Origin of the sequence: Sphingomonas liriopis (genome assembly GCF_024211255.1) — a bacterium.
Taxonomy (GTDB): Bacteria; Pseudomonadota; Alphaproteobacteria; order Sphingomonadales; family Sphingomonadaceae; genus Sphingomonas; species Sphingomonas liriopis.
Map to the genome: position 1 here is coordinate 1 of NZ_JAMLDY010000020.1, position 25365 is coordinate 25365.

24 protein-coding genes and 1 pseudogene are annotated in these 25365 nt (G+C 68.4%); 9 read left to right on the plus strand and 16 right to left on the minus strand.

The genetic code is table 11. The features are described 5' to 3' along the window. The 3 genes and pseudogenes from M9979_RS14525 to M9979_RS14535 form a co-directional block, all read left to right on the plus strand. Positions 1-113: pseudogene (locus M9979_RS14525) on the plus strand (IS110 family transposase); the annotation flags it as partial. Between the two features lie 179 nt (positions 114-292). Further along, entirely contained in the window at positions 293-967 is a 675-nt protein-coding gene (locus M9979_RS14530; protein WP_254290082.1) for a response regulator transcription factor, read from the plus strand. A 5-nt stretch (positions 968-972) separates the two neighbouring features. After that, positions 973-2328 carry a HAMP domain-containing sensor histidine kinase gene (locus M9979_RS14535; RefSeq protein ID WP_254290083.1) on the plus strand — a complete coding sequence of 452 codons (1356 nt, stop codon included), beginning with the start codon at positions 973-975 and terminating at the stop codon, positions 2326-2328. A 454-nt stretch (positions 2329-2782) separates the two neighbouring features. On the opposite strand, the gene M9979_RS14540 is transcribed toward M9979_RS14535, so the two are convergent. The 5 genes from M9979_RS14540 to M9979_RS14560 form a co-directional block, all read right to left on the minus strand. Continuing rightward, positions 2783-5317 carry a TonB-dependent receptor gene (locus M9979_RS14540; protein WP_254290084.1) on the minus strand — a complete coding sequence of 845 codons (2535 nt, stop codon included), beginning with the start codon at positions 5315-5317 and terminating at the stop codon, positions 2783-2785. 104 nt (positions 5318-5421) lie between these two features. Beyond that, entirely contained in the window at positions 5422-6225 is an 804-nt protein-coding gene (locus M9979_RS14545) for an IclR family transcriptional regulator (RefSeq protein ID WP_254290085.1), read from the minus strand. 80 nt (positions 6226-6305) lie between these two features. After that, positions 6306-6914: a LutC/YkgG family protein gene (locus tag M9979_RS17370; protein WP_254290086.1), complete on the minus strand. Its 609-nt coding sequence runs from the start codon at positions 6912-6914 to the stop codon at positions 6306-6308. Continuing rightward, positions 6911-8302 (minus strand): lactate utilization protein B, encoded by a 1392-nt coding sequence (locus M9979_RS14555; RefSeq protein ID WP_254290087.1) that lies wholly within the window; start codon positions 8300-8302, stop codon positions 6911-6913. The genes M9979_RS17370 and M9979_RS14555 overlap by 4 nt, the downstream gene beginning before the upstream one ends. Next, the gene (locus tag M9979_RS14560) at positions 8299-9066 is read right to left on the minus strand and encodes a (Fe-S)-binding protein (RefSeq protein WP_254290088.1); all 768 of its coding nucleotides are present in this window, start codon (positions 9064-9066) and stop codon (positions 8299-8301) included. The genes M9979_RS14555 and M9979_RS14560 overlap by 4 nt, the downstream gene beginning before the upstream one ends. A 322-nt stretch (positions 9067-9388) precedes the next feature. On the opposite strand from M9979_RS14560, the gene rhmD reads away from it, so the two are divergent. The 5 genes from rhmD to rhaT all read left to right on the plus strand — a co-directional run bounded on the left by rhmD (position 9389) and on the right by rhaT (position 14450). Beyond that, positions 9389-10573: an L-rhamnonate dehydratase gene (gene rhmD, locus M9979_RS14565; protein WP_254290134.1), complete on the plus strand. Its 1185-nt coding sequence runs from the start codon at positions 9389-9391 to the stop codon at positions 10571-10573. A 22-nt stretch (positions 10574-10595) separates the two neighbouring features. Then, positions 10596-11456 carry a fumarylacetoacetate hydrolase family protein gene (locus tag M9979_RS14570; RefSeq protein WP_254290089.1) on the plus strand — a complete coding sequence of 287 codons (861 nt, stop codon included), beginning with the start codon at positions 10596-10598 and terminating at the stop codon, positions 11454-11456. Next, positions 11453-12199: an SDR family NAD(P)-dependent oxidoreductase gene (locus M9979_RS14575; protein ID WP_254290090.1), complete on the plus strand. Its 747-nt coding sequence runs from the start codon at positions 11453-11455 to the stop codon at positions 12197-12199. The genes M9979_RS14570 and M9979_RS14575 overlap by 4 nt, the downstream gene beginning before the upstream one ends. Positions 12200-12367: 168 nt before the next feature. Next, entirely contained in the window at positions 12368-13273 is a 906-nt protein-coding gene (locus M9979_RS14580) for an amidohydrolase family protein (RefSeq protein WP_254290091.1), read from the plus strand. 112 nt (positions 13274-13385) lie between these two features. Then, positions 13386-14450 carry an L-rhamnose/proton symporter RhaT gene (gene rhaT, locus M9979_RS14585; RefSeq protein ID WP_254290092.1) on the plus strand — a complete coding sequence of 355 codons (1065 nt, stop codon included), beginning with the start codon at positions 13386-13388 and terminating at the stop codon, positions 14448-14450. Between the two features lie 9 nt (positions 14451-14459). Here the strand turns inward: rhaT and M9979_RS14590 are convergent, their stop codons facing one another. From M9979_RS14590 to M9979_RS14640, 11 genes are all read right to left on the minus strand, one after another. Beyond that, positions 14460-14636, minus strand: coding sequence for a hypothetical protein (locus tag M9979_RS14590; protein ID WP_254290093.1), 177 nt, complete (start codon positions 14634-14636; stop codon positions 14460-14462). 196 nt (positions 14637-14832) lie between these two features. After that, positions 14833-17226, minus strand: coding sequence for a polyribonucleotide nucleotidyltransferase (pnp, locus tag M9979_RS14595; protein WP_254290094.1), 2394 nt, complete (start codon positions 17224-17226; stop codon positions 14833-14835). 214 nt (positions 17227-17440) lie between these two features. Next, a complete protein-coding gene (rpsO, locus tag M9979_RS14600) occupies positions 17441-17710 on the minus strand; it encodes a 30S ribosomal protein S15 (protein ID WP_254290095.1) in 270 nt (89 codons plus the stop codon). 3 nt (positions 17711-17713) lie between these two features. Next, positions 17714-18727 (minus strand): tRNA pseudouridine(55) synthase TruB, encoded by a 1014-nt coding sequence (gene truB / locus M9979_RS14605; protein ID WP_254290096.1) that lies wholly within the window; start codon positions 18725-18727, stop codon positions 17714-17716. After that, positions 18727-19416, minus strand: coding sequence for a site-2 protease family protein (locus M9979_RS14610; protein ID WP_254290097.1), 690 nt, complete (start codon positions 19414-19416; stop codon positions 18727-18729). Before M9979_RS14610 ends, truB begins: the two co-directional genes overlap by 1 nt. Positions 19417-19563: 147 nt before the next feature. After that, positions 19564-20142 (minus strand): thymidine kinase, encoded by a 579-nt coding sequence (locus M9979_RS14615; RefSeq protein ID WP_254290098.1) that lies wholly within the window; start codon positions 20140-20142, stop codon positions 19564-19566. Beyond that, on the minus strand, positions 20142-20531 hold the full coding sequence (locus M9979_RS14620; RefSeq protein ID WP_254290099.1) for a type II toxin-antitoxin system VapC family toxin: 390 nt from the start codon (positions 20529-20531) through the stop codon (positions 20142-20144). The genes M9979_RS14615 and M9979_RS14620 overlap by 1 nt, the downstream gene beginning before the upstream one ends. Continuing rightward, positions 20528-20809, minus strand: coding sequence for an AbrB/MazE/SpoVT family DNA-binding domain-containing protein (locus M9979_RS14625; RefSeq protein ID WP_254290100.1), 282 nt, complete (start codon positions 20807-20809; stop codon positions 20528-20530). Before M9979_RS14625 ends, M9979_RS14620 begins: the two co-directional genes overlap by 4 nt. A 31-nt stretch (positions 20810-20840) precedes the next feature. After that, positions 20841-21227: a 30S ribosome-binding factor RbfA gene (gene rbfA, locus M9979_RS14630; protein ID WP_254290101.1), complete on the minus strand. Its 387-nt coding sequence runs from the start codon at positions 21225-21227 to the stop codon at positions 20841-20843. 150 nt (positions 21228-21377) lie between these two features. Continuing rightward, on the minus strand, positions 21378-24188 hold the full coding sequence (gene infB / locus M9979_RS14635) for a translation initiation factor IF-2 (RefSeq protein ID WP_254290102.1): 2811 nt from the start codon (positions 24186-24188) through the stop codon (positions 21378-21380). Continuing rightward, positions 24185-24907, minus strand: a complete 723-nt coding sequence (locus M9979_RS14640) for a DUF448 domain-containing protein (protein ID WP_254290103.1) — start codon at positions 24905-24907, stop codon at positions 24185-24187. Before M9979_RS14640 ends, infB begins: the two co-directional genes overlap by 4 nt. Positions 24908-25035: 128 nt before the next feature. On the opposite strand from M9979_RS14640, the gene M9979_RS14645 reads away from it, so the two are divergent. After that, entirely contained in the window at positions 25036-25356 is a 321-nt protein-coding gene (locus M9979_RS14645; protein WP_254290104.1) for a GIY-YIG nuclease family protein, read from the plus strand. The last annotated feature ends 9 nt before the right edge of the window (positions 25357-25365 follow it).

Below are 25365 nucleotides of genomic sequence, written 5' to 3' on the forward strand. Positions count from 1 at the left end.
CCCTCCTCGCCAACGGCAAACCCAAGCGCCTCGCCATCGCCGCCCTCATGCGTAAGATCATCACCATCGCCAACGCACGCATCCGCGATGCCCTCCCACCACACAACAACTGACTTGATGACGATGGGGGGCTGGGCGGAGGTCAGGTCTGTTCGACGGGACGAACGGTCGTCGTCTCATGATCTGTCTTGCCCGGAAGGAAGGGGAGCAAATAGTATAGCGTATCTTGCCAACCATCGCGCCGCGCGGCAGCGCTCGCGAGCGTATCAGCGCCAGAGCGGACCCGACCGGCATGAAGATTCTCCTCGTCGACGACGACCCCGTATTCGCCGCGGCGCTGGTGGAGGAACTGACCGGGTTCGGCCATGCGCTGGCGGTGGCGGAGGACGGGCGCGCGGGGCTCGCGGCGATCGACCAGGACGCTTATGACGCGGTGGTGCTCGACCGGATGATGCCGCGGGTCGACGGGATCGCGCTGCTCGAACGGCTGCGCGGCGACGCGCGCTCGATACCCGTCATCATGCTCAGCGCGCGCGGGCAGTCCGACGACAAGATCGCCGGGCTGGCGGCGGGCGCCGACGATTATGTCGTCAAGCCGGTCGAGGCGGCCGAACTGCACGCGCGGTTGCAGGCGGTGCTGCGCGGCCGGCAATGGACGCAAGGATCGAGCGATACGCTGCGCGCCGGCGATATCGTCGTCAGCCCGTCGCGCTTCCGCGCGTGGCGCGACGACCAGCCGCTGGACCTCGCCAAGCTGGAGCTGAAGCTGCTTGCCGAACTGGTGCGTGGTGCCGGCACCGTGCTGACCCGCGCGATGCTGATCGAACGCGTCTGGGGATATGACTTCGAACCCGATACCAATCTGGTCGACGTCTATATCCGCCGGCTGCGGCAGAAGCTGACCGCGGCGGGCGGCGACGATCCGATCCGGACGATGCGCGGCGTCGGCTATATGCTGCGCGGCTGACCCCGGTGCGGGCGCCCCGGTCGCTGCGCGCGCTGACCGCCATCGTCGTCGCCGCGCTGCTCGCGACGACGGTGGGGACGGGGGCGGCGATCTTCACCGCGACGCATCGCACGATCGTGCGGCTGGTCGACGAGCGGATCGCGGCGGCGGCGGGGGCGGTCGCGGGCGAGGCGGGCCCGCGGCCGACGCCGGTGCTGCCGACCCCCGTGCTGCTGCGACGGCTGGCGGCGCTGACCCGCGATCGCGACACCGGCGACATCGGCGCGCTGCTGACCGACGCGCGCGGCGTGGCGATCGGCGGCAACGTGACGCTGCGCCGGCGGTTGCCGCCGGGCTATGCCTCGCTGCGCGCGGGCGACGGGATCAAGGGGCTGAGCGCCGGGCGCGCCTATACCCGCAGCGTCGGCGACGGGCGGATGCTGACGATGATCGCCGAGACCGAGCCGTTCGACGATTACGGCGCCGCGCGGTTGCGCATCTATCTGATCGGTTTCGGATCGATCCTGCTGGTCGTCGCGATCGGCCTGACCGGCTTTTCACGGCTGATCGCGCGGCGGATCGGCGCGATGCGCGCGACCGCGGCGGCGATCGTCGAGGGCGACCTGCAGCGGCGCGTGCCGACCGAGGGCGATGGCGGTCCCTTCGACGCGCAGGCCGAGGCGTTCAACGCGATGCTCGATCGCATCGCCGAGCTGATGCGCGGGATCGCCGGCGTGTCGAGCGACATCGCGCACGACCTGCGCAGCCCGCTCGCCCGGCTGCGCGGCCAGCTGGTCCAGCTCGAACGCCGCGCCGAGACGCCGGCCTTGCGCGAGGGGCTGGCGGCGGCGATCGCGCAGAACGACGATATCCTGGCGATGTTCGCCGCGATCCTACGCATCGCCGAGGTCGAGGGCGGCGCGCGGCGGGCGGGATTCGCCGACATCGATCTCAGCGCGCTGGCGGGGGAGGTCTCAGGGATGATGGCGCCGGTGGTCGAGGACGGCGGCCGGACGCTGGCCGTCGCGGCGCTGCCGCCGCTGCCGGTGCGCGGCGACCCGCAGTTGCTGACGCAGACGCTCATCAACCTGATCGGCAATGCGACGCGGCATACGCCGGCGGGCACGCGGATCGTGCTGGCTGGCGGGCGCCGGGGGACGAGCGGGGTGCTGACGCTGTCCGACGACGGGCCGGGGATCGCGGATGAGGATCGCGCGCTGGCGCTGCGCCGGTTCGGGCGGCTCGACCGCAGCCGTTCGACCGCGGGGCATGGGCTGGGCCTGCCGCTCGCCGCGGCGATCGCGCGGCTGCACGGCGGTGCGCTGTGGCTGGAGGATGCGGCGCCGGGGTTGCGGGTGGTGATCGAGGTGCCGCTGGCTTGAGGGGCGGTGCGTTCCGTTACCCCGGCCCTGTGCGGAGCGTCCGCGAAAGTCCGCGCGACTATCCGATGGCGCATCCCCGACGAAGGCGAGACCTCCGCAAAACCCTATTCGTGCTCCCGCGCAGGCGGGAGCCCAGGAGTCCCGATCCCTATAAGCTGTCGTTTTGCTTGGCTCTGGGCTCCCGCCTGCGCGGGAGCACTGAAGGGCGCGGACTTTCGCAAAGGTCTCGCGAAGGCCGGGGTCCAGCTGGGTTAAGGTTTGTAATGACTTGCGACCGTTTTCCCGACTGGGCCCCGGCCTTCGCCGGGGAGGTGAAGAGGGTTTTGCACGCCTCGTATTGATTTGAGGTCCTGGTGGCTCGGGCGACAAGGGGCAGACCGGCCAACGCAATCGGCCCGGCTTCCCTGACGGGAACCGGGCCGACCGGCGCTTGGGGGCGAAGACTCCCCCGCGCTTACATCGCGATCGAGGCTTCCAGGCCGATCGTGCGCGGTGCGTTGAAGTTGCCGTAGTCGCCGAGCACGTTGTTGACGCTGCCCGTCGTCACGCTGGTCGAGGGCGAGCCGGGCAGGCTGTTCGACGGGTCGCGACGGAAGACATATTGTTCGTCGAGCAGGTTGCGTGCCCAGACCGACAGCGTCAGCTTGCGGTCGCCGGTGGTGATGTCGGCGAGCGCGACGCGGCCGTTGACGATGAACGAGGCATCGTTGTGCGTCGCGAACTGGTCGAACGCCTGCGTCGATTGCGCATAGTTCGCGTCGAGGTGGAAGCGCAGCCTGGTATCGCCGCTGCCGACCGGCAGGCTGTAGTCGATCGCGCCGCTCGCCGCGTTGCGGGGCGTGAAGACGATGTAGAAGTTCTGGTAGACATTCGTCGTCGTGCCGCCCGCCGTCGCGCTGATGAGCACCGGCGGGATCCTGGTGTAGGTATAGGCATAGGAGCCGGTCAGCGTCAGGCCGGCGACCGGCTGCACGGTCAGGTCCGCTTCCACGCCGCGGATCCTGGTGATGCCCGGCGCATTGATCGTGACGAGGTTGTTGAAGCTGCCGGTCGCGGTCGGCTGGATCGAGCTGATGTCGACCTGGCTGTTCTTGCGATCCATGATGTAGCCGGCAAGGTTGAACCGCGCGCGGCGATCCCAGAAATCGGTCTTGAGGCCGAGCTCGTACGCCTTCACGTCCTCCGGATCGAAGGCCTGATAGTTGGCGGTACGCGAGCTGGCGCCGCCGGCCCGATAGCCGGTCGAATATTTGGCATAGCCGTGGATGGTACTGCTGAAATCATAGGCCAGCGTCGCCATCGGGTTGAACCGGTCCCACGTCTTGTCGAGCGGCTTGTAGCCGTTGATCGCGGCGGTCTGCGGCGCGGTGTCATAGTTGATGTTGCGCGAGAAGTGCAGCACGCCGCGCTTCTTGTCGTGCGTGTAGCGGCCGCCGGCGGTGAAGTGCAGCGCGTCGGTCAGGTCATAGGTCAGCTGGCCGTAGGCGGCGTAGCTGCGCGACCAGACTTCCGAGGCGCGGTCGATCGAGCGACAGCCCTGCGTCGAGCCGAAGCCCGCCGAGCCGGTGCACGGATCGAGGATCACGTTCATATAGCCGCTGGTCTGGCCGGCGGTGGTGTAGCCGGCGATCGCGTTCGAGTTCGGCGTCGCCGCGTCGTCGCTGGCGTGTTCGTAGAAATAGTACAGGCCGGCGACATACTGCAGCCGGTCGAACCCGCCGACCGCCTGGAATTCCTGGCTGAACTGATGCTGGTACAGGTCGGCGAGGCTGTAGCGGCTGAAGTTGCAGGCGTTGCCCGTGCAGCCGGGCGCGACGACCGGCACGCGGTGCGCGCCGCCCGAATTGTCCCACTGGGTCGAGGAAACGCCGCGCCAGGCGGTGATCGAGCGCAGCTCGACCGCGGGGCTGGCGGCGTATTTCAGCGTGTTGGTGAAGCCGTGCGTCTTGTCGATGCTGGGCTGCTGCGGCACGCCGATGTCGGCGATCCGCTGCCGGCTGGTGCCGTTGACGACGACGCCGGGCAGCGGCGGCTTCACCGTGCCGGTCAGGTTGGTGTAGTTGGTGCCGGGCAGGTAGCAATTGGGCTGCGACGCCTGCGTGCCGGCGGCGCACCCGTTCGGGTTGTAGTTGAGCAGCTGGCTGTAGAACGGCGAGTTGGAATCGTAGCCGTTGTCATAGGCGAAATCGTCGGTCAGCCCGTCGATCGGCTGCCAGCGCACCGCGGCGCGGCCGCCGCGGCGGTGGAAATAGTTCCAGCCGGTCTGGCCGGCGAGCGGGTTCGTCGTCGTCGGATCCTGATGCTGGATGACGCCGTCCAGCTTGATCGCGAAGCCGGCGATCGCCGGCAGGTCGAGGTGCGCGTCGGCGTTGTAGCCGCCATAGGTGGCGGTGCCGGCGGTGGCGCGCAGGGCGAACTTGCCCGTCGGCGCCCTGGTGACGATCGACAGCGCGCCGCCTTCGGTGTTGCGGCCGAACAGCGTGCCCTGCGGGCCCTTCAGCACCTCGATCCGCTCGACGTCGAACAGCGCGGCGTTGAGGCCGTGCTGGCGGCCGAGATAGACGCCGTCGACGTAGATGCCGACGCCCTGTTCGCGCGCGGGCTGGTTGGCGTCCAGGGGCACGATGCCGCGGATGCCGATGGTGAGCGCGGTCTGGCGCGCCTCGAACGTCGCGATGCGCAAGGACGGGACCGCACCGTCGGCCAGGTCGTACAGGCTCTGGACGTGGCGGTCCTTGAGGTCCTGGCCGCCCAGCACGTTGATCGCGATCGGCGTCTTCTGCAGGTTGGTTTCGCGCTTGGTCGCGGTGACGACGATGTCGGTCAGCTGATCGGGGGCGGGATCGGCGGCGGGCGCGGCCGTCGTCGGATCGGTCGCGGCGGCCGGCGTGGCGGCCCTGGTGTCCGCGGCGAAGGCGGGCGCGGCGCCGAGGGCGGCCGCGGCGACGCCGATCATCAGCAGCGCGCGGCTGCCGAGCGTGTTCGTCATGATGAAACAATCCCCTTCGAGGCAATGTGCCTTCGAAGGCCGCGCCTAGCCGCGGGGTGTGGCGGCGGCGTTGCGGTTCGGTGACGGCCGCCGCCTCGCCGGCTTCATCCTGGTTTCATGTTGCCGAGCGCCTCGCCGATCGCGGCGGCGGCGGTGCGCAGCAGGGGGGCGAGCTCGTCCATCCGGGTCGCGGACAGATAGGGTGCGGCGGCGGCGACGTTGATCGCGGCGACGATGCGGCCGGCGGCGTCGCGCACCGGCGCGGCGACTGAATGGATATGGTCGGGCGCGGGGCCGCATTGCAGCACGACGCCGCGCTCCACCGCGGCGCGCATCTGCGCCGGCCAGTCGCCCTGGCGGTGCGGCTCCGCGGCCTGGCCGAACAGGCGGCGCCACGATCCCTCGGTCTCGTCGAGCAGCAGCGCCTTGCCGAGGCCGGTCTCGGCGAGCCGGCGGCGGGTGCCGGGCTGGGTGATGACCGCGACGCGCTCGGCGCCGGCGATGCGCAGCATGTGCACCGATTCGTCGCCCTCGCGCCGGCCCATGAACGCGCTCAACCCCGATTCCTGCGCCAGCCATTCGAGCTGCGGCCGGGCGAGCGCGACGAGGTCGGTCTGGTCCTGGACCAGATGCTTGAGGCGCAGCAGCTGGCGACCGCCGCGCACCTGCCCGCCGGGACCGGTGGCGAGGAACCCGCGTGCGGCGAGCGAGCCGACGAGGCGATAGGCGATCGCGCGCGACAGGCCGCTGCGCTGCGCCAGCTGCAGCACGGTGCCCGATTCGCGCACCGCCAGTTCGAGCAGGTCGAGGCCGCGGTCGAGCGTCTGCGTGCCCGCCTTGGCGGTGCGGCCGGTGTCTTCGGCGGCATCGTCGGCGGCGTCCGCCCGGGCGCTGGCAATGGTGGTCACGGTATGCTCTCTCCCCAGCTCGTGGGAGGATTAGCCGATCGGATCGCCCACGTACACATCGGCCGACCGAAACGAACCGATCATCCCAGCCGGATGACGTGCAGGAAGCGCGGCCCGTGTGCACCGCGAACGTAGGTGCCCTCGATATCGGTCGTGCCGGAGACGCCGGTGACCCAGTAATGCGCGCGCGGATGGGCGCCGGGGAGCGTCGCGTCCTCGAGATAGGCGACCACCTGCGGCACCACCACGATATGGTGGAGCGCTAGGAAGTTGGGCAGCATCGGTGCGGCGGCGCCCGTCTCGAAGACGAGGCTGCCGGTTTCGGCGACGCCGCACCGCGCGATGGCGAGCGCGGCGGGTTCGTCGGGCGCGGCGCGGTCGTGGAGGGTGAAGCCGGTCCAGTCGCATTGCCCCAGACGTGGGTCGGGGGGGACGCAGAGCGTGAGCGGCAGGCTTTGATCGGCGCAATAGCGCGCGATCGCGGCGGGCAGGTCGGCGAGCGTCGCGATGCGATCGACCGTCGCCGCGACGCTGGAGAGGGTCAGGCGGGCGAGGAACGTCTCCTCCACCTGCGCCGGGTCGACCCGCGGGCGTTCGGGGGCGATGAGCAGCGCGGCGGCCTCCGCCGCGATTCCGGCGGGGGTGGCGGTGCCGGTGAGGCGGGCGAGGATATCGGCGCGGGCGGTCACGACCGGCGGCCCTTCCGGTATTGCGCCATGAAACTTTCCTCCGTGGGCCGCGGCATGTCGCGATAGCGCGTCCAGCCGTCGGCGAGCGGCAGTCTGGTCAGCCAGCCGCTACGCCCCATCAGCCGCATCGCGCGCAGCGCCGTGGCGGTGGCGGCGCGGTAGAGGCGCGGGCGACGTGCGAACCACGCCCAGGTGCCGAGGCCGGAGCGCAGGCTGGCGGGTTCCAGCCCTTCGCGCCAGCTCTTCTCGCGCCAGCCGCGCAGCAGCGTGGGGAGGGGGATGCGCACCGGGCACACCTCCTGGCATTTGCCGTTGAGCGTGCAGGCGTTGGGCAGGTCGCGACTCTGCTTCAGCCCGTCGAACGCGGGGGTGAGCACCGCGCCCATCGGGCCGGGATAGGTGCCGCCATAGGCATGGCCGCCGATCTGCCGGAACACGACGCAATGGTTCATGCACGCGCCGCAGCGGATGCAGCGGAGCATCTCGGCCAGCCCCTCCTCGCGCATCGTCGTGCGGCCGTTGTCGACGAGGACGATGTGCATCTCTTCCGGTCCGTCGCGGTCGAGCGCGCGTTTCGGGCCGGTATAGAAGGTGGTATACTGGCTCAAGGGCGCGCCGGTCGCCGAGCGCGACAGCATGCGCAACAGGTGGACGGCATGGCCGGTCGAGGGCACGATCTTCTCGATCCCCGCGGTGACGATATGCATCCGCGGCGGCACCAGCGACAGCTCCGCATTGCCCTCGTTGGTGACGGTGCAGACCGCGCCGGTATCGGCGACGAGGAAATTGGCGCCCGAGATGCCGACGTCGGCGGCGAGCATGCCTTCGCGCAGGTGGCGGCGCGCGCTTTCCGCCATCGCCGCGATCGTCTCTTCCTCGTGGGGGGCGCGGTGGCTCGCCTTGAACAGCGCGGAAACCTGTTCGCGCGTCTTGTGCATCGCCGGCCAGATGATGTGCGACGGGCGCTCGCCGCTGAGCTGGATGATATGTTCGGCAAGGTCGGTCTCGATCCGGCCGATGCCGGCTTCCGCAAGTGCGTGCGGCAGGCCGATCTCCTCGCCGAGCATCGATTTCGAGCGCGCGACGCTCTTCGCGTTTGCCGCCTTGCAGAGTCGCACGACGATGTCGCACGCCTCCTGTGCGGTGCGCGCCCAATGGACCTGCGCGCCGGCGGCGGTGGCGTTCGCCTCGAACGCTTGCAGGTAATGGCCGAGATTGGCGACGACGTGATCCTTGATCGCGGCGGCGCGGTCGCGTGCGGCGTCGAAATCGGGGAAGGCGTCGACCGCGAGGGTGCGCTTGGCCTCGGCGGTGCCGGCGGTGCGCTCGACCGCGAGCTTGAGATTGCGGTCGGCGAGCGCCTCATCGACGCGGGTGGCGAAGCTCATGCCTCTTCCCCGATCGCCGGGCCGTCGCCCATGCCGGCGATCAGCTCGATCGCGTGGAAGGCGCGGACGGGGGAGCCGTCGCGGTGCAGCTTGCCCGCCATGTTCATCAGGCAGCCGAGGTCGCCCGCCAGCAACAGTTCCGCGCCGCTCGCGTCGATCGCCGCAGCCTTTTCGCCGACGATCGCGTTGGAGATGGCGGGATATTTGACGCAGAAGGTGCCGCCGAAGCCGCAGCACGTCTCCTCCCCCGCCAGCGGTTTCAGCGCGAGCCCATCGACCGCGGCGAGCAGCCGGCGCGGCTGGCGTTTGATGCCGAGTTCGCGCAGGCCCGAGCAGCTGTCGTGATAGGTGGCGGTGGCGGGGAGGGCGACGCCGTCGGGGCGCCAGCCGCGGACCTCGTCGAGATAGGCCATGATTTCGTACGTCTTCGCGGCAAGTGCGTGGGCGCGCGGACCCCAGACGGAATCGTGTTCGAGGATCTCGGGATAATGGACGCGGACCGTCGCGGCGCACGAGCCCGACGGGATGACGACATGGTCGTACGGCTCAAGCGCGGCGATCGCGCGGCGGGCAAGGTCCTCGGCGGTCTTGCGGTCGCCCGAGTTGAGCGCGGGCTGGCCGCAGCAGGTCTGCGCTTCGGGGACGATGACCTCGCAGCCGGCGGCTTCAAGCGCGGCGATCGCGGCGAAGCCGATGCGCGGGCGGATGAGGTCGACGAGGCAGGTGACGAACAGCGCGACGCGGGGGGCAGGGGCTGCGGTCACGCCAACGTCCCCGTCACCGCGGACTTGTTCCGGGGTCCACTCGTCCGCCTGGCATGCGCTCCCACTTCCAACCCTACGCCAAGAGGCGGGGTGGACCCCGGAACAAGTCCGCGGTGACGACGGGTGTGTGGCAGCGGTTGAGGCCGGCTCAAATTCGTTTTCCTCGCCCATTCGGAGTCTGCGTTTGACGCGGCTTTTCTCATGTCGTAACGAGCTATCCCATAAAGTGGTAAAAGTAAAACGCTCGAGGGGATGCCGTTCCGCCGTTGCGACAGACGGTGGCAGCCCCCGATTGCGATGATGGGAGCTGCTGGTGGGAATCGTGTCCTTGCCCAAGATCAAGCATGTCCGCGCCTTTACGGTGCGCGGCGGCGGTGCCGACTATCACGACCAGGGCGAAGGCCATTGGATCGACAACCACATCGCCACGCCGATGTCGCGCTATCCCGAATATCGCCAGTCGCGGCAGAGCTTCGGCATCAACGTGCTCGGTACGCTGGTCGTCGAGATCGAGGCCGAGGACGGGACGATCGGCTTCGCAGTGACCACCGGCGGCGAGCCCGCCTGCTTCATCGTCGAGAAGCACCTGGCGCGCTTCCTCGAGGGGCGCAGCCCGACCGATTATGAGAAGATCTGGGACCAGATGTACTTCTCGACCCAATATTACGGGCGCAAGGGGCTGGTCATCAACGCGATTTCCGGCGTCGATCTCGCGCTGTGGGATCTGCTCGGCAAGCTGCGGCAGGAGCCGGTGTACCATATGCTGGGCGGCGCGGTGCGCGACGAGCTGCAATTCTACGCGACCGGCGCGCGGCCCGACAAGGCGAAGGAGTTCGGCTTCATCGGCGGCAAGATGCCGTTGCACCACGGGCCGGCCGAGGGTGTCGAGGGGCTGCACAAGAACATTGCCGAACTCGCCGACATGCGCGCGAAGTGCGGCGACGACTTCTGGCTGATGTGGGATTGCTGGATGGCACTGGACGTGGATTACGCCACGCGCCTCGCCATCGCCGCGCAGGACTACGGCCTGAAATGGATCGAGGAGGCGATCAGCCCGGACGATTACTGGGGCTATCAACAGCTCAAGCGCAACGTGCCCAAGGGGATGCTGGTCACCACCGGCGAGCATGAGGCGACGCGCTGGGGCTTTCGCATGCTGCTCGAGATGGATTGCTGCGACATCATCCAGCCCGATGTCGGCTGGTGCGGCGGCGTCACCGAATTGCTGAAGATCAGCGCGCTGGCCGATGCGCACGGCAAGATGGTCGTGCCGCACGGATCGTCGGTCTACAGCTATCATTTCGTCATCACGCGGCACAATTCGCCGTTCGCCGAATATCTGATGATGCACCCCGGCCCGACCGAGGTGGTGCCGATGTTCCATCCCCAGCTGATCGGCGAGCCCGTGCCGCAGGACGGCCGGCTGAAGGTGAGCGCGCTCGATGCGCCGGGCTTCGGCGTCGAGCTCAATCGCGAGATCGCGATGCACCGTCCCTACACCCACTGATCGTCGTAGAAAGACCCCTCCCATGAAGCTCTGCCGTTTTGGCCAGCCGGGCGCCGAGAAGCCCGGCCTGATCGACGCACAGGGGCGCATCCGCGACCTGTCCGCGCATGTCGCCGACATCTCGCCCGCCGAGCTGTCGCCCGAGGGGCTGGCGCGCCTCGCGGCGCTGCCGGTCGACGACCTGCCGGTGGTCGAGGGTGATCCGCGCTACGGCGTGCCGTTCAGCGGCACCCGCCAGTTCGTCGCGATCGGCCTCAACTATGCCGACCACGCCGCCGAATCGAACCTGCCGATCCCCGATGAACCGGTGGTGTTCAACAAGTGGATATCGTGCCTGCAGGGGCCGAACGATCCGGTGACGATCCCGAAGGATTCGCTCAAGACCGATTGGGAGGTCGAACTCGGCATCGTCGTCGGCACCGCCGCCAACAACGTGTCGGAAGCCGATGCGCTGCGCCACGTCGCGGGCTTCGTCGTCGTCAACGACGTGTCCGAGCGTCACTGGCAGACCGAGCGCGGGCCGACGTGGGACAAGGGCAAGGGCTTCCCGACCTTCGGTCCGGTCGGGCCGTGGCTGGTTACCAGCGACGAGGTCGGCGATCCGCAGGCCCTGTCGATGTGGCTGTCGGTCAACGGCAAGCGCGTGCAGGACGGCAGCACGTCGACGATGATCTTCGGCGTGGCCGCGATCGTCGCCTATGTCTCGAAGCTGATGACGCTGCTCCCCGGCGACATCATCACTACCGGGACGCCGCCGGGCGTCGGCCTCGGCCAGAAGCCCGAACCCTGGTATCTGAAGGCGGGCGACGTCGTCGAACTCGGCATCGAGAAGCTGGGGCAGCAGCGCCAGGACTTCGTCGCCTGGACTGGAACCGCGGCATGAGCTTCGCGGGACGGTTCGAGGGGCGCCACGCGGTGATTACCGGCGGCGCGTCGGGGCTCGGCAAGGACGTCGCGAGGCGGATCGTCGCCGAGGGCGGCACGGTGGCGTTGTGGGATCTCAACGCCGATGCGCTGGCGTCCGCCAAGGACGAGATCGGTGCGGCGCATGTCGTCGCGCTCGACGTGTCCGACGCGGATGCGGTGGCGAAGGCGGCGGAGACGACGCTGGCGGCGCTCGGCAAGATCGACATTCTGGTCTGTTCGGCGGGGATCACCGGGGCGACGGTGCCGGTGCACGAATTTCCCATCGACAGCTGGTTGGCTGTCGTCGGGGTCAACCTCAACGGGCTGTTCTATTGCAACCGCGCGATCGTGCCGGCGATGCTGGCGAACGGCTATGGCCGGATCGTCAACGTCGCGTCGGTCGCGGGCAAGGAAGGCAATCCCAATGCGTCCGCCTATTCGGCGACCAAGGCGGGGGTGATCGGCTTCACCAAATCGCTCGGCAAGGAACTGGCGGGCAAGGGCGTCATCGCCAACGCGCTGACCCCGGCGACGTTCGAGAGTCCGATCCTCGAGCAGCTGCCGCAGAGCCAGGTCGATTACATGCGCTCGAAGATCCCGATGGGGCGTTTGGGCGAGGTGTACGAATCGACCGCGATGGTGTGTTTCATGGCGAGCGAGGAATGCAGCTTCACGACCGCGTCGGTGTTCGACACGTCCGGGGGGCGGACGACGTATTGAGCCATCGCGCTCACCCTCACCCTCACCCTATCGGCGCTGCGCGCCTCTTCCCTCTCCCGGCGGGAGAGGGAGGGAGCGACGAGGGTCCCATGAAAGTATTACTTTCATGGGTGCCCGAAGCCGCGGAAGGGTGAGGGTGGCGGGGGCCAGCAACCGGAGACAAGGCGGATGACCGTTCCGTTCGTCGATGCGCACGTCCATCTGTGGGACCTGTCGCATGTCCGCTATCCGTGGCTGACCCCACCCTTTTCGGGCGACGGGCCGAACGGCAGCGCCGAGGGAATCGCGCGCGACTATGACGTCGTCGCCTATCGTGCCGAGCTCGCGCGCTGGAACCTCGTCGGTGCGGTGCATATCGATGCGGGTGCGCATCCCGACGACGCGTTGCGCGAGACCGCGTGGCTGGAGCGACAGGCGGAGGCGACCGGATTGCCGAGCGGCATCGTCGCCTTCGCGGCGCTCGATGCGCCCGATGCGGACGCCGCGCTCGCCGCACAGGCGGCGCATCCGCGCGTTCGCGGTATCCGCCAGATCGTCAACTGGCATGCCGATGCGCAGCGCAGCTACACAGACCGCGACGTGACGCAGGACCCCCGGTGGCAGGCGGGGTTCGCGGCGCTTGGGCGGCATGGGCTGTCGTTCGATCTGCAATGCTATCCGGGGCAGATGCCGGCGCTGGCGGCGCTGTTCGCGCGGCATCCGGAGGTGCCGGTGATCGTCAACCACCTCGGCATGCCGGTGATGAGCGATGCGGACGGCCTGGCCGACTGGCGGCGGGGGATGGCGGCGCTGGCGGCATTGCCGCAGGTCGCGGTCAAGCTGTCGGGGCTGGGCTTCATCTGGCGCGACTGGACGGCGGAACGGGTGCGGCCGTTGCTGCTGGAGACGATCGACCTGTTCGGCACCCATCGCGCGATGGTGGCGAGCGATGCGCCGACCGATCGGCTGTTCGCACCGATCGACCGGTATATGGAGACGTATTACGCGCTGACCGCGGACCTGTCCGAGGACGAGCGGCGCGATCTGTTCGGGCGCAACGCGAATCGGGTTTATCGGCTCGGGTTGTCCGTGTGAGCCGCGCGAGCAACGCTTTCTGGTTGTGCGGAACCGTGGATGCCGGAACGAGTCCGGCATGACGGCAGGTAGTTCGTTCGCGCGGAACCGCGATGGAAGAGGATAACGACGCATGCCCCCCAATCCGCTGATCGGCGTCCTCTACCACTGGCTCGGCGGTCTCGCCTCGGCGAGCTTCTACGTTCCCTTTCGTGGGGTGAAGCGCTGGTCGTGGGAGATCTACTGGCTGACCGGCGGCATCTTTTCCTGGGTGTTCGCCCCGTGGTTCTTCGCGTCGCTGCAGACGCACGACCTGCTCGGCGTGCTGGGCAGCGCGCCGGCGGGGGCGTTCTGGTGGCCGATCCTGTTCGGGGTGCTGTGGGGGTTCGGCGGCCTCGGCTATGGCCTCGTCATGCGCTATCTGGGGCTGAGCCTCGGCATGGCGGTGGTGCTGGGGCTGTGCACCGTGTTCGGGACGCTGATCCCGCCGCTGTTCACCGGCGAATTCCATGCCAAGCTGCTCGCGACCGCCTCCGGCCGGGTCGTGCTGGCGGGGATCGGGCTGACGCTGCTCGGCATCGTCGTCGTCGCGATCGCGGGCGGGCGCAAGGACGCGCTGCTCACCCCCGAACAGAAGGCGGCGGTGGTCGCCGAGTTCGATTTCCGCAAAGGCATCGCGGTCGCGATCTTCGCCGGCGTCATGTCCGCCTGCTTCGCCTTCGGCCTCGCCGCGGGCGAGCCGATCAAGGCGCTGTCGGCGGCGGCGGGCACCGGGCCGCTGTGGACCGGGCTGCCGGTGCTGTGCCTCGTCATGGCGGGCGGGCTCGTCACCAACGGCGTGTGGTGCGCGTGGCTGATCGCCAAGAACAAGAGCGGCGGCGAATGGGCGGGGCGGACCAAGCCCGGCGTCGAGCGCCCGCCGCTGCTGCGCAACTTCGCATTGAGCGCGCTTGCCGGCGTCACTTGGTATTTCCAGTTCTTCTTCTACACGATGGGCGAGAGCCAGATGGGGCGGCTCGGCTTTTCCAGCTGGACGCTGCACATGGCGTCGATCATCATCTTCGGCACTTTGTGGGGCTTCGCGTTCCGCGAATGGCGCGACGTGGGCGTGCGGATCAAGGCGATCGTTTGGAGCGGCGTCGCGCTGCTGCTGATCGCCACCGTCGTCATCGGCTACGGCAACTCCATCGCCCGCTGATCCGCGCGTTCAGGCGGGGATGCGTATCGCCGGGGGCGCATCCCGTGCCTCGGCAACCAGCCGGGCATAGCGTTCTGCCAGTTCGAGATGGATGCGCCGCCCCTCGGGATTCGGCGTACAGTCGGCGAGTCGCCGTTCCTGGGCTTCGCGGCGGATGTAGAAATCGGCTTCAGCGGTGGTGGGCATGACGGCAGGCTCCGGCGGAGAACATGCTTGTCGCCAACGGGCAACGCATCACAAGCACGCAGACTGTACGCCTGGTTGCGGAGAGTTCCGCTAATCTGCATCAAATATGTGGATGATTTTCAAGGGGGTAGACGGCGCACGAAAAAGGGGCCCGGCATCGCTGCCGGACCCCCTTGTTCGTACCGAACCCGAAGGATCAGTCGCGATCGCCGGTCAGGAAGGCGGGCGCGAACTCGGGCGCGGGGCCCCGATCGTCGTTGGCGTCGTTGCCGCCGCTGCGCGGGGCACGCTCGCCACCCTCGCCACGGGGACCACGGTCGCCGCCGTCGCGACGCGGGCCACGGCCACCGCCGTCACGGCCCGAACCGTCACGGCGCGGGCCGCGGTCGCCACGGCCACCGCCGTCACGATCGCCGCCGCTGCGCGGGCCGCGGGGACCGCGGTCGCCACCTTCACGCGGTTCGCGCGCCGGACGGGTGTCCTCCAGCTCGGCGCCGGTTTCCTGATCGACGACGCGCATCGACAGGCGGACCTTGCCGCGCGGATCGATCTCGAGGACCTTGACCTTGACGGCCTGGCCTTCCGAGAGGACGTCCGACACCTTCTCGACGCGCTCGTTCTTGATCTCGCTGACGTGGACGAGGCCGTCCTTGCCACCCATGAAGTTCACGAACGCCCCGAAATCGACCAGGTTGACGACCTTGCCGTCATAGACCTTGCCGACTTCGGCTTCCTCGACGAGGCCCTTGATCCACTTGATCGCGGCTTCGATCTGCGTCGGGTCGGACGAGGAGACCTTGATGACGCCCTCGTCGTCGATGTCGACCTTGGCGCCGGTCGTCGCGACGATCTCGCGGATCACCTTGCCGCCGGTGCCGATGACTTCGCGGATCTTCGACTTGTCGATCGTGAAGGTCTCGATGCGCGGCGCATGTGCCGACAGCTCCGAACGCGTCTCGCCCAGCGCCTTGGCCATTTCGCCGAGGATGTGCGCGCGGCCTTCATGCGCCTGGCGCAGCGCGACCTTCATGATCTCTTCGGTGATGCCCGAGATCTTGATGTCCATCTGCAGCGCGGTGATGCCCTCGCTGGTGCCGGCGACCTTGAAGTCCATGTCGCCGAGGTGATCCTCATCGCCCAGGATGTCCGACAGGACCGCGAACTTGTCGCCTTCGAGGATCAGGCCCATCGCGATGCCCGAGACGGGGCGCTTCAGCGGCACGCCGGCGTCCATCATCGACAGCGAACCGCCGCACACCGTCGCCATCGACGACGAGCCGTTGCTCTCCGTGATGTCGCTGGTGACGCGGATCGTGTAGGGGAATTCCTCCTTGGTCGGCAGCACCGGGTGCAGCGCGCGCCAGGCGAGCTTGCCGTGGCCGACTTCGCGACGACCCGGCGCACCGAAGCGGCCGACTTCACCGACCGAATAGGGCGGGAAGTTATAGTGGAGCATGAAGTTCTGGTACGACAGGCCGTTGAGGCCGTCGATCATCTGCTCCGCGTCGCGGGTGCCGAGCGTGGTGGTCGCGATCGTCTGCGTCTCGCCGCGGGTGAACAGGGCGGAGCCATGCGCGCGCGGCAGGAAGTGGACTTCCGATTCGATCGGGCGGACCGTCGTCGTGTTGCGGCCGTCGATGCGCACGCCGTCGTTCAGGATCTGGCCGCGGACGATCTCCGCCTCCAGCTTCTTCACCAGCTTGAGCGCGCCGAGATATTCGGCCGGGTTTTCGTGCTTCAGCGTCTCGAACGCGTCGCGCGCCTTGGTGCGGGCGTCGTTGATCGCGGTCTGGCGCGCTTGCTTGTCGGTCAGCTTGTAGGCGGCGGCGAGGTCGGCACCGATCAGGCCCTTGAGCTTGGTCTTGTGCGCCGACATGTCGGCACCCTGCTTCAGCTCCCACGGCTCCTTGGCGGCCTGCTCGGCGAGCTTGATGATCGCGTCGATCACCTGCTGCGACGCCTTGTGCGCGAACATCACGGCGCCGAGCATGACGTCCTCGGACAGCTCCTTGGCTTCCGATTCGACCATCATCACCGCGTCGTGGGTGGCAGCGACCATCAGGTCGAGCTCGCCGGTGGCGACTTCGGTGTCCGACGGGTTGAGCTGATATTCGCCGTCCTTGTAGCCGACGCGCGCCGCGCCGATCGGACCCATGAACGGCACGCCCGACAGCGTCATCGCGGCCGATGCGGCGATCATCGCCAGCAGATCGGGCTCGTTCTCGCCGTCGTAGCTCATCACCTGCGCGATGCAGTTGATCTCGTTGTAGAAGCCTTCCGGGAACAGCGGGCGGAGCGGACGGTCGATCAGGCGGCTGACCAGCGTCTCACGCTCGGTCGCGCCACGCTCGCGCTTGAAGAAGCCGCCGGGGATGCGGCCGCTCGAGGAGAACTTTTCCTGATAGTGGACGGTCAGCGGGAAGAAATCCTGGCCTTCCTTCACCGATTTGGCGGCGGTCACCGCGCAGAGCACGACCGTCTCGCCGAGCGTCGCGATCACCGCGCCGTCGGCCTGGCGGGCGACCTTGCCCGTTTCGAGGGTCAGCGTGCTGCCGCCCCACTCGATCGATACCTTCTTGGCATTGAACATGTATTTTCCTTCACTCCGGCGGGCAGATCCCGGCCGGGGCCTTTGAGTGAGCCAGTATCGGCTCGCGGAGGTTGCCGAATTGCCGCCTCCATGTGCTCCTGCGAAGGCAGGAGCCCAGAGCCACGAGCGATATACTGCTTGGCTCTGGATCCCCGTTTACACGGGGATAACGCAAAACGTAAACGGCCCGCCGAGGGCGGGCCGAACGTTTGCGTTACTTGCGAAGGCCGAGCTTCGCGATCAGGTCCAGATAGCGCTGGCCATCGGTCTTGCGCAGATAGTCGAGCAGCGAGCGACGCTTGTTGACCATCATCAGCAGCCCGCGGCGCGAATGGTTGTCCTTCTTGTGGCCCTTGAAGTGCTCGGTCAGGTTGCGGATGCGCTCGGTCAGGATCGCGACCTGCACTTCGGAAGAGCCCGTGTCGCCTTCTGCGCGCGCATGCTCCTTGACGACTTCGGCCTTGCGTTCTGCGGTAATGGTCATGTTCTACGTCCTCGACATCGTAAGGTTGAAGCCGCGGACGACGCGGACCTGATGGTCCTCGACCGATACCAGCGCGACCGGCGTGTCGCCGTCGCATGCGAAGTATGGGCCAGCGTCTGCGGCGATCCCGCTCAGAACGCGCCCCTGGCGGAGCGCCCCTGCCTGATCGGGGGTGAGGGACAGAGCCGGGATGTCGTCCAGCCCCGCCCTCAACGGCAGGATTAGGTGTTCAAGGGTGCGCGCAGTAGCGGCTTCGCTCAATTTGTCCAGCGTTATCGCGGGGGCAAGGTCGAACGGCCCGGCCTTGGTGCGGCGGAGCATGGTGACGTGGCCGACGCTGCCGAGCGCCAGTGCGATGTCGCGCGCGAGGCTGCGGATGTAGGTGCCCTTGGAGACGTGCGCGGTGAGGGTGACCTCATTCAAATCCTCCCCGGTACGGGGAGGGGGACCATCCGCAGGATGGTGGAGGGGGGCTTCCTCGGGCGATTCCCGTTGTGGAAGCCCCCCTCCACCATTCGCTGGCGCGAATGGTCCCCCTCCCCGTGCCGGGGAGGATTTGAGGGCGTGCACCGTGACGTCGCGGCTTGCCAGCACCACATCCTCGCCCGCGCGCGCGAGGTCGTACGCCCGCTCGCCATCCACCTTCAGCGCCGAATAGGCCGGCGGCACCTGCGCAATCGGCCCCGTAAAGCGCGGCAACACCGCCTCCACCTGCGCGAGCGTCGGCCGCACGTCCGACGTCCCGATCACCACCCCTTCCGCATCCAGCGTATCGGTCTGCTCGCCGAAGCGGATGGTGAAGTCGTACACTTTGTCGCTGTCGAGCATCCGGCCCGCGAGTTTCGTCGCCTCGCCGACCGCGACCGGCAGCACGCCCGTCGCCAGCGGATCGAGCGTGCCGCCATGCCCGACCTTGAACTTGCCGTAGCCGCCCTGCCGCAGCGCGCGTTTGACCGCGGAGACGACCTGCGTGCTCCCCAATCCCAGCGGCTTGTCGACGATCACCCAGCCATGCATCAGGCGATCGCCTGCGCCAGCGCGAGGAACCAGCCGATCACCGCCTGCGCCGGCGGTCCGACGACGCGCCCGACCAGATCGGCACCGGGGAAGACCATCGGCAGCACGACGAGGACGAGGATCAGCAGCAGGAAGCCGAACCGCCCGATCTTCGCCCATTGCGCCGCGAGCGGACGCGGCAGCAGCCCCTCGACGACATGGCCGCCATCGAACGGCGGCATCGGCAGCAGGTTGAACAGCGCGAGGAAGACGTTGACCAGCAGGAAGTTGACGAGATTCGCCAGCACGAATGCCGCCATCCCCGTCGGCTGGACGCCATGCGACAGCGCCGCCGCGGCGCCGATCGCGATCGCGGCAAAGGTGGCGAGGATCAGGTTCATCCCCGGCCCGGCGAGCGCCACCGCGACCATCCCCCAGCGCGGATTGCGCAGGCGCTGCGCGATCACCGGCACCGGCTTCGCCCAGCCGAACACCGGTGCGCCGGCGATGGCGAGGCCGAGGGGGAGGATCAGCGTGCCGACCGGATCGACGTGGCGGATCGGATTGAAGCTCAGCCGCCGCTGCTCCTCGGCGGTCGGATCGCCGAGCCATTTCGCCATCCAGCCGTGTGCGACCTCGTGGAAGACGATCGCGATCACCAGCGGGATGATCCAGATGGCGGCGCGGTAGACGATGTTGTCGGGGTTCATGTGCGCGATATGGCGCGGGGGAGGGAGGAGCGCCAGAGCGCGTTGCGCTCACCCTCACCCATCGCCGGCTTTGCCGTCTCTCCCTCTCCCGGCGGGAGAGGGAAGGGGCCCGCCGCCGCAGGCGGTGGGAAGGGTGAGGGTGGACGGTTAGGACCCCAGCGCCTCCCCGAAATGCCGCCGGCACAGCGCGACATAGCGGTCGTTGCCGCCGATTTCCGTCTGCGCGCCCTCGGCGATGGCGCGGCCCTCGGCATCGACGCGCAGGTTCATGATCGCTTTCCGACCGCACACGCATACCGATTTGATCTCGATGAGCGCGTCGGCGATCGCCAGCAGCCGCGCCGACCCTTCGAACAACCGCCCTTGGAAATCGGTGCGCAGGCCGTAGGTGAGCACCGGCACGTTGAGTCCATCGCAGATGCGCGCCAGCTGCGCGACCTGCGCGGCGGACAGGAACTGCGCCTCGTCGACCAGCACGCAGGCCAGCGGCCCGGTCGCCAGCCGATCGGCGACGCAGGCGGCCAGGTCGGTCTCCGCCTCGAACGGCGTCGCCGGCGCCTCCAGCCCGATGCGGCTGGTGATCGTCCCCGCGGCGAAGCGATCGTCCACCGCCGCGGTGAACAGCATCGTCTCCATCCCCCGCTCGCGATAGTTGAAGTCCGCCTGCAACAGCGTCGTCGACTTGCCCGCGTTCATGCTGGCGTAGTAGAAATAGAGCTTGGCCATCAGCGTGGTTTTTCGATGCCTAGGGGGGTGTCCGCTCCAGCCAGGCGTGCAAGATCGTCTTCGAACGAGACGAACGCATCGGCATGGCGGCCCGAGATCAGGTGCATCATGTCGGCGAAATCGGCACCATCCGCGAATCGCTCGATCGCCCAGCGGATGAGTCCTGCGTCGCTGACGGCGACGGTGAGCAGTTCGATCAGATCGCTCAGCGTTTCGGCGAGAAGCGCACGGCCGAACCGGTATCGCGACGCCAGCAGCCAGGCGGCTTCGAGCAGGACGGTGTCAGAAATGTAGCAGGGATTGGCCAGGACGGCGGTGGCGATCGGGCTCTGCACCGGATCGTCGTTGGTCACGTACCGGGCGATAACGTTGGTATCGATCGCCTTCATTGATCCCAACGCGGTCCGCCTTGCGCCCACATCTCCGATACGGCATCGTTCATCTCGGCGATCGACGTTGTCCGCGTGGCTGTCTGAACCCTTGCCCGAATACGGGCCGTGATCGCTTCGAAGCTCTCTCCCGACCGCTCGAATGCTTTGCGGAGCAGGACGCCATCCGACCGCTCGACGACCTCGAGACGATCTCCCGATGCCATACGCAGCCGATCACGTACGTCCTTGGGAATGACGACCTGACCCTTCTCCGACATCTTCGTATAGGCGTTCATGCCGGTAAGATGCGCCTTACCGGTGCTCGCGTCAATCCTCGCCCAGATCGCGCGCCACCTCGGGCTTGCGGAGCAGGGCGTCGATATGGCTGCCTTCGTCGAAACTGTCGTCCGCCAGGAACTTCAGCTTCGCGGCGTATTTGTTCTGGATGCGGTGCGCGACCTCGCGCTGGAGGTAGGCGGTGTTGGTGCGTAGCGCCTTCAGCACCTTCTCCTCGTCCTTGCCGAGCAGCGGTTTCACGAACACGGTCGCGTGGCGCAGGTCGGGGGACATGCGCACTTCGGTGATCGAAACCATATGCTGTTCGAGCGTCGCATCGTGGACGTCGCCGCGCGCGAGAATCTCCGACAGGACGTGGCGCACCTGTTCGCCGACGCGCAGCGTGCGGACGGACTTTTCCTGGGGTTCTTTGTTCATGATGCCTCTCACCCCTTTCCCGGTGGGAGAGGGAGGGGCCCGCGGCAAAGCCGTGGGAGGGTGAGGGTGATGCGGCAGACGTTACGTCGCCCTCACCCTTCCGCCGGCTTTGCCGGCTCCCTCCCTCTCCCGGAGGGAGAGGGAAATCCGTTACAACGTCCGTTCGCGCATCTCGACTTCGAACGTCTCGAGGAAGTCGCCCGGCTTGATGTCGACGAAGTTCGACGTGAAGGTCACGCCGCACTCCAGACCGGCGCGTACTTCGGGGACGTCGTCCTTGAAGCGGCGCAGGCTGGCGATCTCACCCTGATAGATGATGACATCGTTGCGCGTGATGCGTGCCTTGAGCGCCTTGCGGATGACGCCCTCGACCACCAGCAGACCGGCGGCCTTGCCATGCTTGCCCGCCGAGAAGACGTCGCGGATTTCCGCGCGGCCCACCACGGTCTCGAACGCTTCCGGCCCGAGCTGCCCGGCCATGCCGGCGCGGATCTCGTCGGTCAGGTCGTAGATGACGTCGTAATATTTCAACGCCACCTTCTGCCGGTCGGCGATCTCGCGCGCCTTGGCGTTGGCGCGGACGTTGAAGCCGATGATCGGCGCGCCGCTCGCGCCGGCCAGCGTCACGTCGCTCTCGGTGATGCCACCGACGCCCGCGTGCAGCACGCGCGCCTTGATGAGATCGGTCGAGATCTTGTTGATCGACGCGACGATCGCCTCGACCGTGCCTTGCGTATCGGCCTTCACCACCAGCGGATATTCGATCGCGGCATTGGCCTTCAGCGCCGAGAACATGCTCTCGAGGCTCGCCGGCGCGGTCGTGGTGCGCTTCTGCGTCAGCACGCCCTGGCGATATTCGGCGACCTCGCGGGCGCGCGCCTCGCTCTCGACGACCTGCAGCGGATCGCCCGCCGAGGGAACGCCGGTCATGCCGAGCACCTCGACCGGCATCGCCGGGCCGGCTTCCTTCACCTGACGCCCCTTGTCGTCGATCAGCGCACGGACCTTGCCGCTTTCCGCGCCGATGACGAAGATGTCGCCGACCTTCAGCGTGCCGCGATTGACGAGCACCGTCGCGACGGGGCCGCGGCCCTTGTCCAGCTTCGCCTCGATCACCGTCGCCTCGGCGGGGCGATCGGGGTTGGCGCGCAGTTCGAGCAGCTCGGCCTGCAGCTGGATCTTCTCGATCAGCATGTCGAGCCCGGTCTTCTTGAGCGCGGAGACCTCGACGTCCTGGACGTCGCCGCCCATTTCCTCGACCACCACCTCTTCGCTCAACAGGCGCTCGCGCACGCGCTGGGCATTGGCCTCGTACTTGTCGATCTTGTTGATCGCGACGATCATCGGCACGCCGGCCGCTCGGGTGTGGTTGATCGCCTCGATCGTCTGCGGCATCAGCCCGTCGTCGGCGGCGACGACCAACACGACGATGTCGGTGACGTCGGCACCGCGCGCGCGCATCTGCGTGAACGCCTCGTGACCCGGCGTGTCGAGGAACGTGACCTTCGACTTGTCCTTCAGCGTGACCTGATAGGCGCCGATATGCTGCGTGATGCCGCCGGCCTCGCCGCGCACCACATCGGTGCCGCGCAGCGCGTCGAGCAGGCTCGTCTTGCCGTGATCGACGTGACCCATGATCGTGACCACCGGGGGACGCGGACGCAGCGTGTCGTCGGCATCTTCGCCGGTGTCGAGCGCCAGGTCGATGTCGCTGTCGCTGACGCGGACGATGTTATGGCCGAATTCGGTCACCAGCAGCTCGGCGGTGTCCTGATCGATCGTCTGCGTCATCGTGACGGGCATGCCCATCTTGAACAGCGTCTTGACGAGGTCCGCGCCCTTTTCCGCCATGCGGTTGGCGAGTTCCTGGACGGTGATCGCCTCGGGCACCTGGACGTCGCGGATCTGCTTGGCCTGCTGTTCGCGTGGGCCGCCGAAGTGACGCTTTTCCTTTTCGCGCGCACGCTTGAGCGCGGCGAGGCTGCGCGAACGCGCACCATCGTCGCCCAATGCACGGTTGACGGTCAGCTTGCCACCGCGACGCTCGTCGCCCTTGCGGTCGCGCTGCGTCGGACGGCTCGGCGGTGCGTTGCGCGGCGTCGCCTGACCCGAAGGCAGGTTGCGCGACGCGGCGCTGCCGGCGGGGCCGGATGCGCTCGTGGTCGGGGCTGCCGCGGGCGCGGGTGCGGCGACCGGCTTGGGCTGCGGCTTGGGGATTTCGGGACGCGCGACCGGCGAGAAGCGGCGCGGCGCCGGCATCGACGGGTCGCGGCCCAGCTCGACCGTCGGCGCGGGCGCGGGCGCAGGAGCCGGCGCAGCGGGTCGTGGTGCCGCGGCGACCGGGGCCGGGGCAGGCGTCGGTGCGGGCGCCGGCGCCGGTGCGGCGACGGGTTCGGGCGCTTCGACCGGGGCGGGCGGCACGGGGCGCTCGACCGGGCGGAAGCCGCGGCCGGCGGGTGTCGGCACCACCGGCGCGGGCGCGGCCGGCTCGGCCTGCACGGGAGCAGGGGCGGGCGTGGGCTCGGCGACCGGCTCCGGTGCGGCGGGCGCACGGGCGGCGGCGGCCTTCTCGGCGGCGCGGGTACGCTCGTCCTCGGCGGCCTGCGCACGCGCGGCCTCCTCGCGGCGACGCGCGTCCTCCAGCGCATGCATGCGCTGGTCTTCGGCCTCGCGCAGCATGCGTGCCTGGCGCTCCTGCGGCGTCTCGCCCGCCGGGGCGGCGCGCGGTGCGGGGGCAGGCGCCGCCACCGGTGCGGGCTCGGGCGCCTGCACCTGCGGTTCCGGGGCCGCCGGCGTCTCGCCCGGGCGGCCCAGGATGCGCCGCTTCTTCGTTTCCACGATCACCGTATTGGACCGGCCATGGCTGAAGCTCTGCTTCACCTGGCCGGTCTCGACCGTGCGCTTCAGCCCCAGGGGCGCGCGCATGCCAAGTTTCGGCTTATCGTTGTCGGTGTCGCTCACTCAAATTCCTCGTTCACGTCTACGGCCGGTCGCGTCCCGCGTGGGGCGGCGCCGGAAAGTCCGGGCGCCGATGCGCCTTGCGGGGCCGTTTCGCAAGGCACGGGAGTGGGTTCAGGTCCGATAAAATGCAGCCAGCGGTCGAGCGCATCGCTCACCCGCGCGGCGGCAGCGCGGTCGGTCAGCGCGATGTGTACCACATTTTCGCGGCCCAGCGCCAACGACAATATGGGGCGCGGCATCGGCAATACCAAGCCCCGCAAGGCTGAGCCTTCGCGATCCGATCCGATCCGCCACGCCTGGTCGAGCTTGCGGTTGCCGTCGGTGCCGGCATCCGCGGCATGGTAGAGTGCGTGCAGCTGCCCGGCACGCGCCGCCGTCTCGATCTTGTCCGATCCCGTCAGCAGCATGCCCGAGCGCGATTCGAGGCCCAGCCGGTCGAGCGCGTTGCGCTCCAGCGCCGCCTGGATGCGCGCGGGCAGATCGTCGGGGATGACGAACTCGGTGCCCTTGAACGCGCGGGCGAGCGCACCGCGCAGTTTCTTCTTCGCGATCGCCTCTTCGAGCGTCGCACGGGTGACGCCGATCCACGCGCCCCGCCCCGGCGCCTTGGCGCGCACGTCGGGCAGGATCTGCCCGTCGGGCGCGAGCGCGAGACGGATGAGATTGTCGCGGTTGTCGCGGTCCTGCGTCAGGATGCACTTGCGGATGGCGTCGGTCATGCGAACCCGCCTTTCGCGTGTGGCGCGGTGGACCCCGGAACAAGTCCGGGGTGACGGCGGTGGTAGGGCGAGGCGGGTACGACACATCCTTCGTCACCCCGGACTTGTTCCGGGGTCCACCGGGCGGCATGCTCATCGGCATGAGGGACAGGCAGCCCTGCGTCTACATGCTCGCCAACGGCTACAACGGTGCGTTGTATACCGGCGTGACCTCGAACCTCGTCGGTCGGATCATCCAGCACCGGGACGGCAGTTTTGAAGGTTTCACCAGCCGCTACGGCATCGTGATCCTGGTGTGGTTCGAGGTGACCGACACCATGGCCGATGCCATCGCCAGCGAGAAGCGCATCAAGGCGTGGCGTCGTGACTGGAAGAAGAACCTGGTCGAGCGCGATAACCCGCATTGGGATGACTTGGCCGTCAGCCTTGGCTTGCCGCCGTTGAGGTGACGCGACAGG

What these genes read in the sequence shown, in the direction of transcription:
- rpsO (WP_254290095.1), bottom strand. Translation starts at nt 17,710, where the DNA reads ATGACCATTACCGCAGAACGCAAGGCCGAAGTCGTCAAGGAGCATGCG.
- M9979_RS14575 (WP_254290090.1), top strand. Translation starts at nt 11,453, where the DNA reads ATGAGCTTCGCGGGACGGTTCGAGGGGCGCCACGCGGTGATTACCGGC.
- M9979_RS14625 (WP_254290100.1), bottom strand. Translation starts at nt 20,809, where the DNA reads ATGAACGCCTATACGAAGATGTCGGAGAAGGGTCAGGTCGTCATTCCC.
- M9979_RS14610 (WP_254290097.1), bottom strand. Translation starts at nt 19,416, where the DNA reads ATGAACCCCGACAACATCGTCTACCGCGCCGCCATCTGGATCATCCCG.
- M9979_RS14570 (WP_254290089.1), top strand. Translation starts at nt 10,596, where the DNA reads ATGAAGCTCTGCCGTTTTGGCCAGCCGGGCGCCGAGAAGCCCGGCCTG.
- M9979_RS14555 (WP_254290087.1), bottom strand. Translation starts at nt 8,302, where the DNA reads ATGAGCTTCGCCACCCGCGTCGATGAGGCGCTCGCCGACCGCAATCTC.
- rhaT (WP_254290092.1), top strand. Translation starts at nt 13,386, where the DNA reads ATGCCCCCCAATCCGCTGATCGGCGTCCTCTACCACTGGCTCGGCGGT.
- M9979_RS14540 (WP_254290084.1), bottom strand. Translation starts at nt 5,317, where the DNA reads ATGACGAACACGCTCGGCAGCCGCGCGCTGCTGATGATCGGCGTCGCC.
- M9979_RS14530 (WP_254290082.1), top strand. Translation starts at nt 293, where the DNA reads ATGAAGATTCTCCTCGTCGACGACGACCCCGTATTCGCCGCGGCGCTG.
- M9979_RS14580 (WP_254290091.1), top strand. Translation starts at nt 12,368, where the DNA reads ATGACCGTTCCGTTCGTCGATGCGCACGTCCATCTGTGGGACCTGTCG.
- M9979_RS14645 (WP_254290104.1), top strand. Translation starts at nt 25,036, where the DNA reads ATGCTCATCGGCATGAGGGACAGGCAGCCCTGCGTCTACATGCTCGCC.
- M9979_RS14590 (WP_254290093.1), bottom strand. Translation starts at nt 14,636, where the DNA reads ATGCCCACCACCGCTGAAGCCGATTTCTACATCCGCCGCGAAGCCCAG.
- M9979_RS14640 (WP_254290103.1), bottom strand. Translation starts at nt 24,907, where the DNA reads ATGACCGACGCCATCCGCAAGTGCATCCTGACGCAGGACCGCGACAAC.
- M9979_RS14615 (WP_254290098.1), bottom strand. Translation starts at nt 20,142, where the DNA reads ATGGCCAAGCTCTATTTCTACTACGCCAGCATGAACGCGGGCAAGTCG.
- truB (WP_254290096.1), bottom strand. Translation starts at nt 18,727, where the DNA reads ATGCATGGCTGGGTGATCGTCGACAAGCCGCTGGGATTGGGGAGCACG.
- M9979_RS14620 (WP_254290099.1), bottom strand. Translation starts at nt 20,531, where the DNA reads ATGAAGGCGATCGATACCAACGTTATCGCCCGGTACGTGACCAACGAC.
- rbfA (WP_254290101.1), bottom strand. Translation starts at nt 21,227, where the DNA reads ATGAACAAAGAACCCCAGGAAAAGTCCGTCCGCACGCTGCGCGTCGGC.
- pnp (WP_254290094.1), bottom strand. Translation starts at nt 17,226, where the DNA reads ATGTTCAATGCCAAGAAGGTATCGATCGAGTGGGGCGGCAGCACGCTG.